This is a genomic window from Mycobacterium sp. GA-2829, assembly GCF_001499965.1.
In the GTDB taxonomy this organism is placed as follows: domain Bacteria; phylum Actinomycetota; class Actinomycetes; order Mycobacteriales; family Mycobacteriaceae; genus Mycobacterium.
This window is the reverse complement of the sequence record NZ_LQIT01000012.1, coordinates 141,225-159,871: the sequence shown is the minus strand read 5'-3', so window position 1 is coordinate 159,871 and position 18,647 is coordinate 141,225. Positions and strand designations below refer to the sequence as shown.

At 68.8% G+C, this 18,647-nt stretch carries 18 protein-coding genes; 11 read left to right on the top strand and 7 right to left on the bottom strand.

Going from position 1 to position 18,647, the window contains the following annotated elements; translation table 11 throughout:
• Nucleotides 1-19 precede the first annotated feature (19 nt).
• The gene (locus tag AU194_RS09205) at nt 20-1,120 is read left to right on the top strand and encodes a LacI family DNA-binding transcriptional regulator (protein WP_059088913.1); all 1,101 of its coding nucleotides are present in this window, start codon (nt 20-22) and stop codon (nt 1,118-1,120) included.
• 1 nt (nt 1,121) lies between these two features.
• Here AU194_RS09205 and AU194_RS09200 read toward each other — a convergent pair whose 3' ends face one another.
• From AU194_RS09200 to kstR, 3 genes are read right to left on the bottom strand one after another with little or no spacing between them, the layout of a single operon-like run.
• Nucleotides 1,122-2,024 (bottom strand): aminoglycoside phosphotransferase, encoded by a 903-nt coding sequence (locus AU194_RS09200; RefSeq protein WP_059088912.1) that lies wholly within the window; start codon nt 2,022-2,024, stop codon nt 1,122-1,124.
• A 2-nt stretch (nt 2,025-2,026) separates the two neighbouring features.
• Nucleotides 2,027-2,785: a trehalose-phosphatase gene (otsB, locus tag AU194_RS09195; protein WP_059088911.1), complete on the bottom strand. Its 759-nt coding sequence runs from the start codon at nt 2,783-2,785 to the stop codon at nt 2,027-2,029.
• A 3-nt stretch (nt 2,786-2,788) separates the two neighbouring features.
• Nucleotides 2,789-3,394, bottom strand: a complete 606-nt coding sequence (gene kstR, locus AU194_RS09190) for a cholesterol catabolism transcriptional regulator KstR (RefSeq protein ID WP_197417562.1) — start codon at nt 3,392-3,394, stop codon at nt 2,789-2,791.
• Nucleotides 3,395-3,651: 257 nt separating this feature from the next.
• Between kstR and AU194_RS09185 the strand changes: the two genes are divergently transcribed.
• The gene (locus AU194_RS09185; protein ID WP_059088909.1) at nt 3,652-5,778 is read left to right on the top strand and encodes an acyl-CoA dehydrogenase; all 2,127 of its coding nucleotides are present in this window, start codon (nt 3,652-3,654) and stop codon (nt 5,776-5,778) included.
• Between the two features lies 1 nt (nt 5,779).
• Here AU194_RS09185 and AU194_RS09180 read toward each other — a convergent pair whose 3' ends face one another.
• Both AU194_RS09180 and AU194_RS09175 read right to left on the bottom strand, forming a co-directional pair.
• Nucleotides 5,780-6,352 (bottom strand): hypothetical protein, encoded by a 573-nt coding sequence (locus tag AU194_RS09180; protein WP_059088908.1) that lies wholly within the window; start codon nt 6,350-6,352, stop codon nt 5,780-5,782.
• A gap of 21 nt (nt 6,353-6,373) precedes the next feature.
• Nucleotides 6,374-7,426 carry a ferredoxin--NADP reductase gene (locus tag AU194_RS09175; protein ID WP_059088907.1) on the bottom strand — a complete coding sequence of 351 codons (1,053 nt, stop codon included), beginning with the start codon at nt 7,424-7,426 and terminating at the stop codon, nt 6,374-6,376.
• 164 nt (nt 7,427-7,590) lie between these two features.
• On the opposite strand from AU194_RS09175, the gene hsaA reads away from it, so the two are divergent.
• The 6 genes from hsaA (at nt 7,591) to AU194_RS09145 (ending at nt 12,251) form a co-directional block, all read left to right on the top strand.
• Nucleotides 7,591-8,775, top strand: a complete 1,185-nt coding sequence (gene hsaA / locus AU194_RS09170; protein ID WP_059088906.1) for a 3-hydroxy-9,10-secoandrosta-1,3,5(10)-triene-9,17-dione monooxygenase oxygenase subunit — start codon at nt 7,591-7,593, stop codon at nt 8,773-8,775.
• 2 nt (nt 8,776-8,777) lie between these two features.
• Nucleotides 8,778-9,677 carry a 4,5:9,10-diseco-3-hydroxy-5,9,17-trioxoandrosta-1(10),2-diene-4-oate hydrolase gene (gene hsaD, locus AU194_RS09165; RefSeq protein WP_059088905.1) on the top strand — a complete coding sequence of 300 codons (900 nt, stop codon included), beginning with the start codon at nt 8,778-8,780 and terminating at the stop codon, nt 9,675-9,677.
• Entirely contained in the window at nt 9,674-10,573 is a 900-nt protein-coding gene (gene hsaC / locus AU194_RS09160; RefSeq protein ID WP_059088904.1) for an iron-dependent extradiol dioxygenase HsaC, read from the top strand. Before hsaD ends, hsaC begins: the two co-directional genes overlap by 4 nt.
• Before the next feature lie 13 nt (nt 10,574-10,586).
• On the top strand, nt 10,587-11,153 hold the full coding sequence (gene hsaB / locus AU194_RS09155; RefSeq protein ID WP_059088903.1) for a 3-hydroxy-9,10-secoandrosta-1,3,5(10)-triene-9,17-dione monooxygenase reductase subunit: 567 nt from the start codon (nt 10,587-10,589) through the stop codon (nt 11,151-11,153).
• 143 nt (nt 11,154-11,296) lie between these two features.
• Nucleotides 11,297-12,004, top strand: coding sequence for a DUF4344 domain-containing metallopeptidase (locus AU194_RS09150; RefSeq protein ID WP_059089067.1), 708 nt, complete (start codon nt 11,297-11,299; stop codon nt 12,002-12,004).
• A 73-nt stretch (nt 12,005-12,077) separates the two neighbouring features.
• Complete coding sequence (locus AU194_RS09145; protein ID WP_059088902.1) at nt 12,078-12,251, top strand: CsbD family protein; 174 nt, start codon at nt 12,078-12,080, stop codon at nt 12,249-12,251.
• A gap of 3 nt (nt 12,252-12,254) precedes the next feature.
• Here AU194_RS09145 and AU194_RS09140 read toward each other — a convergent pair whose 3' ends face one another.
• Nucleotides 12,255-13,211, bottom strand: coding sequence for a LysR family transcriptional regulator (locus tag AU194_RS09140; RefSeq protein ID WP_059088901.1), 957 nt, complete (start codon nt 13,209-13,211; stop codon nt 12,255-12,257).
• A gap of 94 nt (nt 13,212-13,305) precedes the next feature.
• Between AU194_RS09140 and AU194_RS09135 the strand changes: the two genes are divergently transcribed.
• Genes AU194_RS09135 through AU194_RS09125 form a run of 3 tightly spaced genes read left to right on the top strand, consistent with a single transcriptional unit; the run spans nt 13,306 to nt 17,362 of the window.
• Nucleotides 13,306-14,691 (top strand): MFS transporter, encoded by a 1,386-nt coding sequence (locus tag AU194_RS09135; protein ID WP_059089066.1) that lies wholly within the window; start codon nt 13,306-13,308, stop codon nt 14,689-14,691.
• Nucleotides 14,688-15,434, top strand: coding sequence for a 3-hydroxybutyrate dehydrogenase (locus tag AU194_RS09130; protein WP_059088900.1), 747 nt, complete (start codon nt 14,688-14,690; stop codon nt 15,432-15,434). Before AU194_RS09135 ends, AU194_RS09130 begins: the two co-directional genes overlap by 4 nt.
• Nucleotides 15,419-17,362 carry an acetoacetate--CoA ligase gene (locus tag AU194_RS09125; protein WP_197417561.1) on the top strand — a complete coding sequence of 648 codons (1,944 nt, stop codon included), beginning with the start codon at nt 15,419-15,421 and terminating at the stop codon, nt 17,360-17,362. The genes AU194_RS09130 and AU194_RS09125 overlap by 16 nt, the downstream gene beginning before the upstream one ends.
• Here AU194_RS09125 and AU194_RS09120 read toward each other — a convergent pair.
• Nucleotides 17,343-18,623 carry a DUF222 domain-containing protein gene (locus tag AU194_RS09120; protein ID WP_059088899.1) on the bottom strand — a complete coding sequence of 427 codons (1,281 nt, stop codon included), beginning with the start codon at nt 18,621-18,623 and terminating at the stop codon, nt 17,343-17,345. The genes AU194_RS09125 and AU194_RS09120 overlap by 20 nt on opposite strands.
• Between the last annotated feature and the right edge of the window lie 24 nt (nt 18,624-18,647).

The window sequence follows — 18,647 nt, the reverse complement described above, 5'->3', positions numbered from 1 at the left end:
TCGGCTAACGTGACGGAGCATGTCGAGCAGTCCGGAGCCGCGCCGTCACGCGACCCTGGCTTCGCTCGCCGCGGAGCTGAAGGTCAGCCGCACCACCATCTCGAATGCGTACAACCGGCCCGACCAGTTGTCGGCCGAACTGCGTGAGCGGATCTTCACCGCCGCCAAGCGACTCGGCTACCCGGGACCCGATCCGGTGGCGCGGTCGTTGCGGACCCGCCGCGCCGGTGCCGTCGGGTTGATGATCACCGAACCGCTCCACTACTCGTTCAGCGATCCGGCCGCCCTGGATTTCGTTGCCGGACTTGCCGAATCGTGCGAAGAGGTGGGGCAGGGGCTGCTCCTGGTGGCGATCGGGCCGAATCGCAGCGTGGCCGACGGTTCGGCGGCCGTGCTTGCCGCCGGGGTCGACGGTTTCGTCATCTACTCAGCCAGCGACGACGATCCGTACCTGCCGGTGGTGCAGCAGCGTCATCTGCCCGTCGTGGTGGTCGACCAGCCCAAGGACGTGCCCGGTACGTCGCGGGTGGGCATCGACGACCGCGGTGCGATGCGCGGCCTGGCCGAATACATCCTGGGCCTGGGACACCGCGAGATCGGGCTGCTCACGATGCGGCTCGGCCTGGAGAAGCCCTCCGGATATCCGCGCCCGGCGGTCGCCGACCCGGAACGCCTGCAGTCACCGCACTTCCACGTGCAGCGCGAGCGCATCGGCGGCGTGTTCGACGCGGTCGAAGCGGCAGGACTCGACCGGCGTGCGGTCACGGTGGTCGAGAGCTACGAGCACGGACCCACCTCCGGCGGTGCCGCCGCAGAGGTCGCGCTGGCCACCAACCCGCGCCTGACCGCGCTGATGTGCACCGCCGATGTGCTCGCGCTCTCGGCGATGGACCACCTGCGGTCGCGGGGTATCTACGTGCCGGGGCAGATGACGGTCACCGGCTTCGACGGCATCCCCGCGGCGGTGGGTCGCGGGTTGACCACGGTGGTGCAGCCCAGCGTGGAGAAGGGCCGCCGCGCGGGCCGCCTGCTGCACCAGCCGCCGCGCGACGGTCTGCCGGTCGTCGACATCCTCGACACCCAGATGTTGCGTGGGCGTACCGCTGGGGCGCCGGCGTAGCTCAGCGGGCCCGCCACTGCGCGATCGTCGGAGCCAGCGCGTCCACGAGCATCGGCAGTTGCGGCGCCATCGCCAGTGCGGCGACCGCGGCGAGCATGGCCGCCGATTCGGTGATTTCGAGCACCCGGTCGTCGAGGGTGCGCAGACCGAGCTCGGCGGCGGTCGCGTCGTAGGCGGCGCGGCCCTCGGGGCCGACGAGGGCGAGGTCGGACTCCGCGACGCCGAGTGTGACGAGCTCGAAATCCGACCAGCGTTCCCCGTCGGCGGTGGCGATCACGTTGTAGTAGGGCGCGTCGCCGTGGATCGGCTGGACCGCCACCCCCGGGAACCGCGCCTCGAATTCCGCCCTGGACGTGAGCACGGGCGCCAGCTGTTGCCATTCCCGTTGCGCGCGAACCACATCGGCGGGAGGCAGCAGGTCGGGGTGGCCTTCCAACTCGGTCAGCGCGTCGGGGATGTAGTTCTGGAATTGGGTGAAGAATTCCAGCCGGCCGCCGTCGTACTCACGTAGCGCGGCGTGCAGCCGCGCCGTCGACGCGCACCGCCGCGCCCAGTCCGGCTCGGCGTCATCGACCGCATCGACGAATTCCCAGAACGTCATCGAGAACCCCTCGCGGACAACGGGTTTCCGCGGGATCAGCGGACTGGGTGCCACCACCGGCAGCCCCCGGTCGGCCAACCAGCCCGGGACCGCCAGCTCCGCGCGCTGCTGCGCGGTCTGCCGCTGGGGCACTGACCGCAGCGAGGGCGGCAGCACCGTCGGCACCCGAACCACCACCGGGGCGGGCGCCAGATGGACGATGACGGAGAAGACGTCGTGGAGCACCCGAGGGTCGTCGACGTGCAGTCCGAGTTCGCGACCGGCGGCGGTCGCGGCCCGTACAGCGCGGGCGGTCCGCGACATCCTTACCGCCGGGCGGCGAGGAGGTACTCCAGCGCCTCGGCCACCTGCTGCGGATCGGCAATTCGGTAGGCCGCGGCGGTGTCGCCGGGGCCGACCTTCACGCCGATGTCGCCGTCGCGCATCCGCCGGAACGCCTTCTCGTCGGTGACGTCGTCGCCGAGGAACACCGCCGCCGACGCGTCGTGCTCCTCGCGCAGGATGTCGACGGCCTGGCCCTTGTCGGTGTGGATCACCGCGAACTCCTTGACCGCCTTGCCGTCGGTGATCTGCGCATCCCACAAGGCGGCCGCCTCGTCCGCCCGGCGCAGCGCGGCGGCACCGTCGTCGGCGGCGGCGTTGCGCACGTGCAGCGCCACGCTCGCCGGTTTGAGTTCGGTTGTCACACCGGGATATTCGCCGGCGATGGCGTCGAGGGTCCGTTTGATCTCGGTCAGCAGGTCCTTGGCGCGGGCATCGACGGGGGACAGGAACCCGGTGTCGAACTCCGCGCCGTGGCTGCCGACGAGGTGGACCCGGTCGGACACCCCGGACAGTTCCTTGAGCACGCCCAGCGCGCGGCCGGAGATCAGCGCGACCGTGACGCCGGGCAGGGTGGCGAGCTCTTCGACGGCGGCCGACGCGGTGGGTAACGGCCGCGCGTCGGCGGGATTGGACACGATCGGCGCCAGTGTGCCGTCGTAGTCGCAGGCGATCAGCAGGCGGGGCAGCCGCGCGGCGCGGTCGAGCGCCTCGCGGAGGTCGGTCGGTAAGCCGTCGGGCACCCGTCAGATCTTAGGGCGGTCGCCGTCGCCGATGAGTAGCCGCACCGCGAGATCGAGCCGTTTGCTCACGTCGGTCGCCGAGGCGCGGCGGGTCAGCCAGGCCAACAGGTTCGACAGCCAGACGTCGGAGATGACGCGCGCGATGTGGTACTGATCCTCGGTCGGTTCGCCGTCGCTCATGGCGCGCGCGAACATCGAGTCCATCAACTTGCCGACGTGATCGACCTCACCGGCGGCCGAGGCGTCGGCGAACACGAATGCCCGCGTCATGGCCTCGGTCAGCAGCGGATTGCGCTGCATCGCCCGGTTGAGCTTGCCGACCATGAAGTTGAGCCGCTGATACGGTGTGCCGCCCGACAGTGCGGCGCGGTCGGTCTTGGCGTCGATCCGCTCGAACTCACGGCCCAGCGCCGACACCAGCAGGTGCACCTTGGACGGGAAGTAGCGGTACAAGGTGCCGACGGCGACATCGGCGCGTTCGGCCACCGCGCGCATCTGCACGGCCTCGTATCCGCCCTTGGAGGCGATCGCGAGGGTCGCGTCGAGGATCCGCTTGCGCCGCTCCCGCTGCGCCTCGGATCCGAGTTCGGACTCGGAGAGCACCGCCACGTTCATCACCTCACGCGGTCGAGATCCCGAACTGTGTGCTGGCATCGAAGCCCCAGACATGCCGTGCGACGCTCCTTCATCTTGCGTATCCCCCCGAAACGATACGCATGTCGGTCTCCGTTTTCTCACCTCAGCAGTGGTGGCACACCGACGTGGTCTGCTGCGATGCGGGTCGACTTGACGGTCGAACACTGTCACCATTAGAACACGTTCTAGTGAGGAGTATGGCCTTCTCACCCAAGGCGAGGAGTCCGGAAATGACCCAGTCAGTGCTGTCGGGGTCCGGCCCCGGTACCGACGAGCAGTTTGCTGCCCGGGAGATGGTGCGTGACTGGGCCGCGGCGTCGCGGGCGTCGGAGGCCGCGCGCGAGGTCGAGCAGGGCGACGTCGACGCCTGGCGCCGGGCGTACGCCGGGTTCGCCGAACTCGGCATCTTCGGTGTCGCGATCCCCGAGGAGCAGGGCGGCGCCGGCGGCACCGTCGAGGACCTCTGCGCGATCGTCGACGAGGCGGCCGCCGCCATGGTGCCCGGACCGGTCGCGACGACGGCGGTCGCCACGCTGGTCGTCACCGACGAGGCACTGCTCGAGGCGCTGGCGTCCGGCGAGCGCACTGCGGGCCTCACCCTTTCCGCGGAGCTGACGCTCGACGGCGACACCGCATCCGGGGTGGCGCCCCATGTGCTCGGCGCCGATCCGAGGGGCGTGCTGCTGCTGCCCGCCGACGACGCGGTGGTGCTCGTCGACGCCACCGCCGACGGAGTGACGGTCGAACCGCTGACCCCCACCGACTTCTCCCGCCCGCTGGCCCGCGTCGTCCTCGACGGCGCGCCGGTGGTGCGGCTCGACGTCACCGCCGAGCGGCTGGCGGATTTGACCGCGACGCTGCTCGCGGCCGAGGCCGCCGGGCTGGCCCGCTGGCAGCTTGTCACGGCGACCGAATACGCCAAGGTGCGTGAGCAGTTCGGCAAGCCGATCGGCAGCTTCCAGGCCATCAAGCACATGTGCGCCGAGATGCTGCTGCGCGCCGAACAGATCTCGGTGGCCGCGGCCGACGCGGCGCGCGCCGTCACCGAGGGCGACGCCCGTCAGCTCAGCATCGCCGCCGCGGTCGCCGCGGCCGCGGGTATCGACGCCGCGAAGGCCAACGCCAAGGACTGCATCCAGGTGCTCGGCGGGATCGGCATCACCTGGGAGCACGATGCGCACTTGTATCTGCGCCGCGCATACGGCACTTCGCAGGCGTTGGGCGGCCGGCCGCGGTGGCTGCGCCGCATCGCCGAGCTCACCCAGCAGGGGGTGCGCCGCGACTTGCGCATCGACCTCGACGCCGTGGAGGATCTGCGGCCCGAGATCCGTTCGGCCGTGGCCGATGTCGCGGAGCTGCCCGCCGATCAGCGGCAGCCCGCGCTCGCGGAGGCGGGGCTGCTCGCCCCGCACTGGCCGAAACCGTTCGGCCGGGCGGCGTCGGCGGCCGAGCAGTTGCTGATCGATCAGGAGCTGGCCGCCGCCGAGGTGGCTCGCCCCGATCTGGTGATCGGTTGGTGGGCGGCGCCGACGATCCTCGAACACGGCAGCCCCGAACAGATCGAGCGCTTCGTGCCCGCCACCCTGCGCGGTGAGCTGTTCTGGTGTCAGCTGTTCAGCGAACCCGGCGCGGGTTCGGATCTCGCGGCGCTGCGCACGAAAGCCGTACGCGCCGATGGTGGTTGGCGTCTGACCGGACAGAAGGTGTGGACGTCGGCCGCGCACAAGGCGCAGTGGGGGATCTGCCTGGCGCGTACCGATCCGGACGCCCCGAAGCACAAGGGCATCACCTACTTCCTCATCGACATGAAGAGCCCGGGCATCGTGATCCGTCCGCTGCGCGAGATCACCGGTGACGAGTTGTTCAACGAGGTGTTCTTCGACGACGTCTTCGTCCCCGACGAGATGGTGGTCGGACAGGTGAACGACGGTTGGCGGCTGGCCCGCACCACGCTCGCCAACGAGCGGGTCGCGATGGCGGGCGGCACCGCGCTCGGCAACCCGATGGAGGAACTGCTGCGCACGGTGGCCGAACGCGGCCTCGACGCCGCCGAGCAGGACCGCCTGGGCCAGCTGATCCTCACCGCCCAGGTGGGCTCACTGCTGGACCAGCGGATCGCGCAGAAGGCCGTCGGCGGACAGGATCCGGGCGCGGAGTCCAGCGCCCGCAAGCTGATCGGTGTGCGCTACCGGCAGGGACTCGCGGAGTTCCGGATGGACCTGTCCGACGGCGCGGGGGCGGTGACCAACCAGCAGGTGCACGACTTCCTCAACACCCGATGCCTGACGATCGCGGGCGGCACCGAGCAGATCCTGCTCACCCTGGCCGGGGAGCGGCTGCTGGGGCTGCCCCGGTAGCTCAGCCGAAGGTGGTCTGCGCGCAGGCATCCGGGGTGGTCAGGTTCACGCGGGCGTAGACCACCTGGATGTGGCTGCACACGATGAACACCGCACGGGTGGCGGGCCGTCCGGTGGTCCACTCGGTCGGCATGGAGTCGCCGTCGACGCGGTAGCGCTCGATGGGGCCGCCGCCGAACGAGGTCACCGAGATCTCGACGTCGCGCAGCGACTTGTACATCTTCGACAGCACGTTGCCGTGGTTGGCGCCCTTGACTTCTCGCGGCATCCCGGCCGGGGCGCTGTAGGACGCCTCCTGCCAGACGTTGCGGTCGTTGCTCCGCAGCGTGATCGTCTGCCGCGACCAGGCGTCGCCGGGGAAGCCGGTCGGGCCGCCAGGCGTCAACAGGTTCGCGGTCGTGTCGAAGGTGCATCTGTCGCCCACGCAGTTCGCGTTGACGTGCATCTCGATGCTGGTGGCCGGATCGACGGGGATGGAGCTCATCGCCGAGTTGGCCGCGGCCGCCGCCGTCGCGGGCTGGGTGAGCAGTGCCGTCAGCAGTGCCGCCGCACTTGCCGCTGCGAGCCGGTTCATCGTGTTGAAGTTAGCCCTTCGCTATTCGTCGTAGGTGACTTCGACCGAATCCGAGCGCGGCACGGCCTGGCATCCCAGGATCAGGCCCTCGTCGAGGTCGGACTGCTCGAGGACGTCGTTGATGTCCATCTCGACCTCACCGCTCTTCTTGAGCACCGCGCAGGCGCCGCAGTGGCCCTCCCGGCAGGAGAACGGCGCATCGAGGCCCTTGTCGAGCAGCACATCGAGCAGTTTGGCGTTGCGTGGCCAACGCACCTCGTGGGTCTCACCGTCGAGGGTGACCACCGCGGTGGCCGGCCCCTCGTCGCTGTCGTCCTCTTCGATGACGACCGCGGCGAAGGGGTCCGACTCCAGCGATTTGAACACCTCGATGTGGATCTTCTCCGCGGCGGTGCCCGCGCTGGTCAGCGCCTCTTGTGCGGCGGCCATGAACGGTCCGGGGCCGCAGATGTAGGCATCGTGGCCGGTGTAAGGCGTGGTCAGCCCGGCCAGCGCGGATGCGGTGGGCAGACCCTGGACCGACTCCAGCCAGTGCACGACGGTCAGCCGGTCGGGGTACTTGGCGGCCAGGTCCCGCAGCGTCGAGGCGAAGATGACGTTGGCCTCGTCGCGGTTGGCGTAGACCAGCACCACCTTGCCGCTGCCCTCGACGAGCGCCGACTTGAGGATGGCCAGCATCGGGGTGATGCCGCTGCCGGCGGCGAGCAGCAGGAAGTCGGTGTCGAGCGAGGTCGGCACGAACGTGCCCGAGGGCGCCAGCACATGCAGCTTCATGCCCGGGTGCGCGTTGTCGCACAGCCAGTTCGACGCGTACCCGTCGACGGTGCGCTTCACGGTGACGGTCAGCGGATCGTCGGTGAACGGCGAACTGCACAGCGAGTAGCACCGCGCCACCGAACCGGTCCGGTCGCTGGGCACCCGCAGGGTGAGGAACTGGCCGGGCGAGTAGCGCAGCCGTTCGGCAGGCACGTCGGCGCCGGCCTTGAAGACCAGTGACCGCGCGTCGGCGGTCTCGTCGACGACGTCGGCCACCTCCAGTTCGAGCACGTGGGCACCGAGTGGCTCGTCCGTCACGACGCGCACCTTTCTGTCCGGTCCGGGCTGGCAGAACTAGAACAGGTTACAGAAATGCACCTTCGCAGGTCCAGCCGCTGCAGCGTCGGGCTGCTCGACACAAATCGTAACGTGTTCTAATCTTTCAACAGCCCCGTTTCAGTCCCGCATCTTGGAGGCGAGCAGTGACGTCCATTGAACAGCGCGACGCGCAGGCGGTCCTCAGCGGTATCGACGACCTGCTGCCGACTCTGCGTCAGCGTGCACAGGAGGCCGAAGAACTGCGCCGCCTGCCCGACGAGACGGTGAAGGACCTCGATCAGATCGGCTTCTTCAAGCTGCTGCAGCCCGCGCAGTGGGGCGGTATGCAGTGCGATCCGACGCTGTTCTACGAGGCCGTGCGCCGCCTCGGCAGCGCGTGCGGGTCGACCGGCTGGGTGGCCTCCATCATCGGTGTGCACAACTGGCACCTCGCCCTGTTCGACCAGAAGGCCCAGGACGAGGTGTGGGGGGAGGACCCGACCGTGCGGGTGTCGTCCTCGTACGCGCCGATGGGTGCCGGCACCGTCGTCGACGGCGGCTACCGGGTCAGCGGCGCCTGGCAGTGGTCCTCGGGCTGCGACCACGCCACGTGGGCGTTCCTGGGCGGTCCGGTGATCAAGGACGGCAAGCCCGTCGACTTCGGCAGCTTCCTGATCCCGCGCAGCGAGTACCGCATCGACGATGTGTGGAATGTTGTCGGGCTCAAGGGAACCGGCAGCAACACCGTCGTCGTCGAGGACGTCTTCGTACCGCGGCACCGGTTCCTGTCCTACAAGGCGATGAACGACGGCACCGCGGGCGGATTCGAGAACAACACCGCCCCGGTGTACAAGATGCCCTGGGGCACAATGCATCCGACGACCATCAGCGCGCCGATCATGGGCATGGCCTACGGCGCCTACGAGGCCCACGTCGAACACCAGGGCAAGCGGGTGCGCGCGGCGTTCGCCGGTGAGAAGTCCAAGGACGACCCGTTCGCCAAGATCCGCATCGCCGAGGCCGCCAGCGACATCGACGCCGGCTGGCGTCAGCTGATCGGTAACGTCGGCGAGGAGTACGAACTGCTGGCCGCGGGCAAGGAGATCCCGTTCGAGCTGCGCGCCCGGGCCCGCCGCGACCAGGTGCGCGCCACCGCCCGCGCGATCGCCTCGATCGACCTGCTCTTCGAGGCGTCCGGCGCAACGGCGCTCGGCATCGACCAACCCGTGCAACGGTTCTGGCGCGACGCGCACGCCGGCCGGGTGCACGCGGCCAACGAGCCGGAGCGGGCCTACCTGATCTTCGGCAACGACGCCTTCGGGCTCCCACCCCAGGACACGATGGTCTAGGTATGACCTCCTACATCGCACAGGTCGAGACGCAGGTCGAGGTCACCTTCGAGGCGACCAGCCGCTATGCCGACGTGCGCGCCGGCGAACGGGATATGCGGCTGCACTACCACGAGGCCGGCGTCAGCCACGACAAGACCGTGGTGCTGCTGCACGGCGGTGGCCCAGGTGCCTCGAGCTGGTCGAACTTCTCGAAGAACATTGCGGTGCTGGCGCAGCACTTCCGCGTCATCGCACTGGATCAGCCCGGCTACGGCCACTCCGACAAGCACACCGAACACGAGCAGTACAACCGCTACAGCGCCAACGCGCTGGTGGCGCTGCTCGACCATCTCGGCATCGAACGCGCGGATCTGGTCGGTAATTCGCTCGGCGGCGGGACCGCGGTGCGGTTCGCGCTCGACAATCCCGGCCGTGCGGGCCGGCTGGTGCTGATGGGCCCCGGCGGGTTGAGTGTCAACCTGTTCGCACCGGATCCCACCGAGGGTGTGAAGCTGCTCGGCAAGTTCACCGCCGAACCCACGCGCGAGAACATGGAGAAGTTCCTGCGAATCATGGTCTTCGACCAGAAGCTGGTGACCCCGGAGCTCGTCGAGGAGCGGTTCGCGATCGCCAGCCAGCCCGAGTCGCTGGCCGCCGCCAAGGCGATGGGGAAGTCGTTCGCGGGGCCCGACTTCGAACTCGGCATGATGTGGCGCGAGGTATACAAGCTGCGCCAGCGCGTGCTGCTCATCTGGGGCCGCGAGGACCGGGTGAACCCGCTCGACGGTGCGCTGGTGGCGCTCAAGCAGATTCCACGCGTGCAGTTGCACGTCTTCGGCCAGTGCGGACACTGGGCGCAGCTCGAGAAGTTCGACGAATTCAACAAACTGACCATTGACTTCCTCGGAGGCACACGATGAGCATCCGGTCGCTGGGCTATCTGCGCATCGAGTCCACTGACGTCGCCGCATGGCGCGAGTACGGGCTCAAGGTACTCGGCATGGTCGAGGGTAAGGGCCCCACCCAGGGCGCCCTGTACCTGCGGATGGATGAGTTCCCCGCCCGCCTGGTGATCGTGCCGGGTGAGCGGGACCGCCTCATGCAGTCTGGCTGGGAGACCGCCAACGCCGAAGGGCTGCAGGAGATCCGCAACCGCCTCGACGTGCAGGGTGTGCCCTACAAGGAGGCCACCGCCGCCGAACTGGCCGACCGCCGCGTCGACGGGATGATCACCTTCGATGATCCGTCGGGCAACACCCTCGAGGTGTTCCACGGTGTCGCGCTCGAACACCGCCGGGTGGTCAGCCCGTACGGCCACAAGTTCGTCACCGAGGAACAGGGTCTCGGACACGTGGTGCTCACCACCCGTGACGACACCGAGACGCTGCACTTCTACCGCGACGTCCTCGGATTCCACCTGCGGGACTCGATGCGGCTGCCCCCGCAGCTCGTCGGGCGGCCCGCCGACGGTGCGCCGGCGTGGTTGCGGTTCCTCGGCTGCAACCCGCGCCACCACAGCCTGGCGTTCATGCCGGGGGAGACCCCCAGCGGCATCGTGCATCTCATGGTCGAGGTCGAGAACGCCGACGACGTCGGGTTGTGCCTGGACCGGGCCTTGCGGCGCAAGGTGCCGATGTCGGCGACCCTGGGCCGGCACGTCAACGACAAGATGCTGTCCTTCTACATGAAGACCCCCGGCGGGTTCGACGTCGAATTCGGTTGCGAGGGGCTCGAAGTCGAGGACGAGAACTGGATCGCGCGGGAGAGCACCGCGGTGAGCCTGTGGGGCCACGACTTCAGCGTCGGCTTCAAGTAACCGAAAGGCACCGGTGGCTGAATCGACGATCGACCCGCGTACGTTCCGTAATGTGCTCGGCCAGTTCTGCACCGGCATCACGGTGATCACCACCGTGCACGAGGACACGCCGGTCGGGTTCGCCTGTCAGTCGTTCGCCGCTCTGTCACTCGAACCCCCGCTGGTGCTGTTCTGCCCGACCAAGGTGTCGCGGTCCTGGAAGGCGATCGAGTCCAGCGGTCGGTTCTGCGTGAATGTGTTGCACGAGAACCAGAAAGACGTCTCGGCGCGGTTCGGTTCCCGGGAGCCGGACAAGTTCGCCGAGATCGACTGGACGCCGTCGAAGCTGGGGTCGCCGGTCATCGACGGGACGCTGGCGCACATTGACTGCACCGTGCACTCGGTGCACGACGGCGGTGATCACCTCGTGGTGTTCGGGGCCGTGCATTCGCTGTCGGACGTGCCGAAGAAGAAACCGCGGCCGCTGCTGTTCTACCGGGGTGAGTACACCGGCATCGAACCCGACAAGAACTCGCCCGCGCACTGGCGTGACGATCTCGAGGCCTTCCTCACCGCCACAACACCGGACACCTGGCTGTAGTTCGTGACATATTGACGGTCGTGCAAACCGCGACCGTGCTCCGGCTGTCCACCGCCGTCTCCGCGCTGTTGTTCTGCTCGGCGTGTGCCGACGAGACCGCGCCGACCGAAGAGTCGACCCCTGCGGCCGAACCGGCGGGCCAGATGACAGTGGTCTACGAGGACGCGACGTCGCCGGAGGCGGTCCACGGCCGCGAGATCCTGCGCGACAACGAACTCCTCGAAGCGCTGGCCGACGATGTCAACGAATCGCTCGTGCTGCCGGAGGATGTCCGACTGATCGGGGCGCAGTGCGATGAGGCCAACGCGTTCTGGACGTCCAGTGAGCGGTCGGTGACGATCTGTTACGAGGACGCCGATGCCGGCATGACCACGTTCGGGCAGGCCGGTGACCCGGATCCGTTGGCCGCCACGCTCGGTGCGGAGCGGGCGACGTTCTACCACGAGCTCGGGCACGCGACGCTGGACCTGTACGACCTGCCGTTCACCGGACGCGAGGAGGATGTCGCCGATCAGCTGGCCGCGGTGCTGCTCCTCGAACCCGACGACAACGGCACGATCGACCGGGACGACGTCCGGGCCGCGGTGGCGTACGCCCGCATGTTCGAGGCCAACAGCGAACAGGACGGCGGCGCGGCCGAGGACTTCCCGTTCTGGGATGTGCACGAATACGACCTCGCCCGCATGTACAACTTCCAGTGCTGGATCTACGGCGCCGATCCGCTGGGCAACGCGTTCATCGTCGACGAGGGTCTGGTGCCCGAGGATCGGGCTGATTCCTGTGAGGGCGAGTTCGACCGGATGTCGCGGGCCTGGTGGGACATGCTCGACCCGCATCTGCGTACCGACTGACAGGCGATCGGCAGTTTCGGTGTCGCAGCCACCGGGGTATGCGAAGTAGACCCCGATTGAAGGAGAAGACATCGTGAGCGGTACCGACAAGGCCAGCAACAAGATCGAGGATCTCGGCGGGAAGGCCAAGGAGGCGGTGGGTAAGGCCACCGGCGACGACAGCACGGTCAACGAGGGCAAGGCCGACCAGTCGAAGTCCAGCCTGAAGGACGCCGGCGAGAAGGTGAAGGACGCCTTCAAGAAATAACCGTCACGGCGTCCCGAGCAACACCTCGCGCTGATCCTCCACCCGGTCTCGGATCGCCTCCACGACCGCGGCGACCTCGGGCCTGCGCAACGTCTCCGCCCGCGTCACCAACCAGTACGTCAACCGCACCGACACCGCGCGCGGCAGCACGCGCACCAGATCGTCGTGCCGGTCGGCCATGAAACACGGCAGCAGTCCCAGCCCGGCTGCGGCGCGCGTCGCCTCGACATGGACGAACACGTTGGTCGACGTCACCGACTCCCGCATCGTCGCCGGCGCGAACGCCGTGGCCGAGTCGAGGTCGTCCACCTGCAGCATCGAGTCGATGAAGTAGACGAGCGGATACCGGGTCAGCTCGCGCACGTCGGCGGGCGTGCCGTGCCGGGCGAGATAGTCCCGGGCCCCGTACAGCCCGAGGCAGTAGTCGCCCAGCCGGATCGCCTCGGCGCGGTGCACCTGCGGTTCGCCCACCACCACCTCGATGTCGAGCCCGGACCGTTGTTGCGACGCCCGGCGGGTGGTCGCGACGATCTCGACTGCGACGCCGGGATGGTCTCGCTGCACCTTCGCCGCCGCGGGCGCGACGATGTAGGCGCTGAAGCCGTCGGTGGCGGAGATCCGCACGACGCCCTCGAGCGCCCGCCGCCCGGCCGGGTCGACGGTCAGTGACCGCACGGCCGATTCGACGGCCTCCGCCGCCGCGAGCGCCTCGCGGCCGAGGTCGGTCAGCTCCCAGCCACCGGCCACCCGCGCCACCAGCCTGCCTCCGACGGACTGTTCGAGGGCGGCGATGCGCCGCGAGATCGTGGTGTGGTTGAGCCCCAACTCCTCAGCTGCGGTGGTGTAGCGGCCGGTGCGGCCGACCGCGAGCAGCACGAGCAGATCGTCGGCGCTCGGCCGGCGGGGCGACATGGCGGTCACGTCTGCAGTTTTGCAGATCGGGGCTGCGAAGTTGACCATTGCCGGGCGGCCTCCGTGCATGAATACTCACGGTCATGTGTGGCCAGTCACATCGAGGCGGCCGTTATGTCCGTCGTCATGAATGGAGCCCGCGATGAGCGCACAAGTTCCCAGCCAGCCCGACACCAGCCCGCCGGGCAGCATCTCGACCGGACTCAAGCGGGTCGTCGTCGCCTCGATGGCGGGCACCGTCGTCGAGTGGTACGAGTTCTTCCTCTACGGCACCGCCGCCACGCTGGTGTTCAACAAGATCTTCTTCTCCGAGACGACCAGCGAGCTCAACGCGATCTTCCTGGCCTTCGCGACGTACGCGGTCGGCTTCGTCGCCCGCCCGCTCGGTGGCGTCGTCTTCGGGCATTTCGGCGACAAGTACGGCCGTAAGAAGCTGCTGCAGTTCAGCCTGGTGCTCGTCGGCGCCGCCACCTTCCTGATGGGCTGTCTGCCGACCTACGGGCAGATCGGATACTGGGCGCCGGCGCTGCTGGTGGCGCTGCGGTTCATCCAGGGCTTCGCCGTCGGCGGCGAGTGGGGTGGTGCGGTGCTGTTGGTCGCCGAGCACAGTCCCAACCGGGAGCGCGGCTTCTGGGCCAGTTGGCCGCAGGCCGGTGTGCCCGTCGGCAACCTGCTCGCGACGATTGTGCTGCTCGTCCTGACGACCACGCTGCCCGAGACGTCGTTCCTGTCGTGGGGCTGGCGCGTGGCGTTCTGGCTGTCGGCCGTGGTGGTGCTGATCGGGTACTACATCCGCACCAAGGTCACCGACGCCCCGATCTTCGTCGCCGCCCAGCAGGAGGTCGAGCGCGCCAAGGCCACCTCCTACGGCGTCGTCGAGGTGCTCAAGCGCTACCCGCGCGGCGTCTTCACCGCGATGGGTCTGCGGTTCGGCGAGAACATCATGTACTACCTGGTGGTCACGTTCTCGATCACGTACCTGAAGGTCCAGGTCGGCGCCGACACCAGCGACATCCTCTGGTATCTGCTGGTGGCGCACCTGATCCACTTCGCGGTCGTGCCGATCGTGGGGTGGTTGTCCGACCGCTTCGGCCGCAGGCCGGTGTACATGGTCGGTGCGGTCCTCGGCGCGACGTGGGGTTTCTTCGCGTTCCCGATGATGAACAGCGGCAGCTATGTCGTCGTGACGGCCGCGGTGAGTATCGGTCTGGTGATCCATGCGCTGATGTACGCCCCGCAGCCGGCGATCATGGCGGAGATGTTCCCCACGCGGATGCGGTATTCCGGTGTGTCGCTGGGCTATCAGGTCACCTCGATCGTGGCCGGATCGCTGGCACCGCTCATCGCGGTGAAGCTGCTCGACATCTACGGCTCGTCGGTGCCGATCGCCCTCTATCTGGCCGTCGCGTGTGCGATCACGTTGGTCGCGGTCTTCTTCACTCGTGAGACCAAAGGCATCGACCTCGCCGACCTCGACATCGCCGACCGGGAGGACCTAGCCAGGGCCGCGAAAACCGGTGGCGCATGACCGATCTGGCCGGACGTACCGCGCTGGTGACGGGCGGCGCCAGCGGGATCGGTGAGGCGTGTGCGCGTGAACTCGCCGCCCGCGGCGCCACCGTCACCGTGGCCGACCGCGACGAGGCTGCCGCCAAGGCCCTGGCCGACGAGATCGGCGGCACCGCCTGGGTGGTGGACCTGCTGGATGTGGCGGCGCTCGAGGACCTGACCCTGGACACCGACATCCTGGTCAACAACGCCGGTGTCCAGCGCATCGACCCGATCGTCGACTTCGCGCCCGAGAACTTTCGGATGCTCATGACGCTGATGGTCGAGGCGCCGTTCCTGTTGGTCCGCGCTGCCCTGCCGCACATGTACGCGCAGGAGTTCGGCCGCGTCATCAACATCTCGTCGGTGCACGGGCTGCGCGCGTCGGAGTACAAGGTCGGGTACGTCACCGCCAAGCACGCGCTCGAGGGGCTGTCGAAGGTGACCGCGCTGGAAGGCGGACCTCATCAGGTCACCAGCAACTGCGTCAATCCCGGCTACGTGCGCACGCCGTTGGTGACCAAACAGATAGCCGATCAGGCCAAGGTCCACGGCATCGGTGAAGATGACGTGGTGACTCAGATCCTGCTCAAGGAGAGCGCGGTCAAACGACTCGTCGAACCGGCCGAGGTGGGTTCGCTCGTGGGCTGGCTGGCCTCGCCGCAGTCCGGGATGGTGACCGGGGCGTCGTACACGATGGACGGCGGATGGAGCGCGCGGTGACCGAACCGCAGTGGGTGCCCACCGAGGCCGACGTCGCCGGTGCCCGGGTGACTGACTTCGCGCGGTTCGTGCAGCAGCGCACCGGCATCGAGATGCCCGACTATCACGCGCTGTGGCAGTGGTCGGTCGACGACCTGGCCGGCTTCTGGGGTGCGCTCTGGGAGTACTTCGAACTCGGCGACGCGCCTGCCGAGGTGCTCGCCGAGGAGGCAATGCCCGGTGCGCGCTGGTTCCCGGGCACGCGCCTGAACTACGTCGACCAGGTGGTCCGGCACGCCCGCAGCGACCGGCCCGCGATCCTGTACGTCGCCGAGGGCGGTGCCGTCACCGAGATGGCGTGGGACGAGATGCTCTCGCGGGCAGCGGGATTGGCGAACACCCTGCGCTCGCTCGGGGTCGGGTCCGGCGACCGGGTCGTCGGCTACCTGCCCAATGTGCCCGAAGCCGTCATCGCGTTCCTCGCCACGGTCAGCCTCGGCGCGATCTGGAGTGCCTGCGGCCAGGACTACACCGCCAAGGCCGCACTCGACCGGCTCGGCCAGTTGGAGCCGGTGGTGCTCATCGCCGCCGACGGGTACCGCTTCGGCGGGAAGACCCACGACAAGACCGCCGACGTCGCCGCGCTGCGGGCCGGGTTGCCCACGGTGCGCGGTGCGGTGCTGGTGTCCCGGATCGGCGCGGACGTCCCCGGTTCGGACTGGCTGGACTGGGCGACGGCCACCGCCGACGGTGGACGGCTGGAACCGGTCGCCGTCGACTTCGACCACCCCCTGTGGGTGCTGTACTCCTCGGGCACGACGGGGCTGCCCAAGGGCATCGTGCACGGCCACGGCGGTGTGGTGGTCGAACACCTCAAAGCCGTTGCGCTGCAAGCCGACATCGGCCCCGACGACACCTTCTTCTGGTTCACCAGTCCGAGCTGGATGATGTGGAACTTCCAGGTGGCCGGTCTGCTGGTCGGCGCGACGATCGTCTGCTACGACGGCAGCCCGACCTATCCCGCCGCCGACACCCTGTGGGCGATCGCGGCCGATGTGGGGGCGACGGTCCTCGGCACCAGCCCTGGTTACGTGCTGGCCTGCGAGAAGGCCGGCGCCGTCCCGCGCAAGGACCACGACCTGTCCGCCCTGCGCACTGTCGGCATCACCGGATCGTCGCTGCCGCCGGCGTCGGCACTGTGGTTGCGCGACAACGTCGGTGTGCAGGTCGCCTCGATCAGCGGCGGCACCGACGTGGTGTCGGCGTTCATCGGTGGCGTCCGGACCGTGCCGGTGTGGCCCGGTGAGTTGTCGGCGCCCTACCTCGGCGCGGCCGTCGAGGCGTGGGACACCTCCGGTGACCCCGTGCACGGCGAGGTCGGCGAACTGGTCATCACCAAGCCGCTGCCGTCGATGCCGGTCAAGTTCTGGAACGACCCCGACGGAAGCCGTTATCGCGACGCCTATTTCGAGACCTATCCCGGGGTGTGGCGGCACGGCGACTGGATCACGATCACCGACCACGGCAGCGTCATCGTGCACGGGCGGTCGGATTCGACGCTGAACCGGCACGGTATCCGCATGGGCAGCGCGGACATCTACCAGGCCGTCGAACGGATGCCGGAGGTCGCCGAGGCTCTGGTCATCGGCGCCGAACAACCCGACGGCGGCTACTGGATGCCGCTGTTCGTCACGCTGGCCGATGGCGCCGAACTGACCGACGAGCTCAGAGACCGGATCTGCCAGACGATCCGGACCGAGGTGTCGCCACGTCACGTGCCCGACGAGATCGTGCTCGCACCGGGCATCCCGCACACCCGCACCGGCAAGAAGCTCGAGGTGCCGATCAAGAAGCTGCTCCAGGGCGGTGACCCGGCGCGCGTGGTGGAACCCACCGCCGTCGACGATCCGACGCTGCTGGACTGGTACGTCACGCAGCGTCGAACCTGACGATGTCGATGCTGAGCCCGTCCTCCATCACGCTGCGCGTGAGAATCGGCGGACCCGGGAGCGGCGGTGCGGTCGACCAGTAGGTCGCGCCCGTCGGGGTCCGGAATTCGGCCCGATGTTCACCGTCGACCACTTCGGCGGTCACCACCCAGCCCGGGGCCTCCTTGGCGTAGTTGCAGGCTTCGCATTCACCGAGGCCGTTGATGGCGCTGGTCGGCCCGTGATCGCGGTGTGGCCGTGCGTGATCGTGATGACGAATCGGCGCGTTGCAGTAGGGCGTTCGACAGGTGCGGTCGCGGATGTCGATGAACGCCGCCAGCCCCTTGGGGAAAGCGCGAGCTTTCGACTCCATCGCGACCAGCTGACCACTGGCGGGATGGCGGTACAGGCGCCGCAACGTCGCCTTGGCCGCGTCGTCGGCGACCGCGTCACTGACCAGTGCGCGCACCACGGCGGCCGGCACCGGCCCGTATCCCTCGCACCAGCCGGGCTCGTCGTCGTCACCGACCAAAGTGGTATCGGCCAGCGCGAGGTTCAACGACACCGGCACCGGCTTTGCGGCCGGCCGCCCAGTCACCCGTTCGACCAACGTGTCAGCCATGACCTGGCCGCGCGAGCGGTCGTCGAAGGTGGTGTCGGCCTCGCGCTTCAAGGCGGCATAGACCGCCACTCCCTGCGCTACGGGGAGCAGGGCGGTGACGTACGCCATGGTGTCCGGCGCCGGGCGGATTGTCACGCAGCGATCCGCGGCGGCCTTGGCCGACCTCGCGACGACCGCGGCCGCGTCGAGGCGCGTAGTGATTCTCTTGGCCTCGGCGTCGATCCGGTTGTTGCCCCAACCGTCGAGCCGAGAGACGTCGGCGCACATCTCCGCATCGAGTTCGCGGCGGTGTTCCACCGACAGGCAGGCTGACTGCTTGACGATCAGCGTGGCGCGGTACTCCGACAGGGCTCCGCACGCCAACGCGGTGAGCGTGTGCGGCATCTCCTCGACCAGTGCCCGGGCCATCCCGAGATGGGTGTTACCGCACACCGGCGCGTCCCGGCGGGCCAGGGCGATCTCCGTCGTGAGACCGCGGCCCCGCTTCTTCTTCGGCACCCCGGCGGCCGCCTCGGCTGCCTCCCGTTTCGAGGCCCACACCGCCGTTGCACGCGCCTGCGCCGCGGCCGCCGCCGACTTCACCCGCTCGAGTCGTTCGACCTGCGCACGTAGTTCGCCCTCACCCGCATCGGGATCGATATCGAACAGAGTTTCGAACATATCGCTGACGCTACCTTGCGCCAC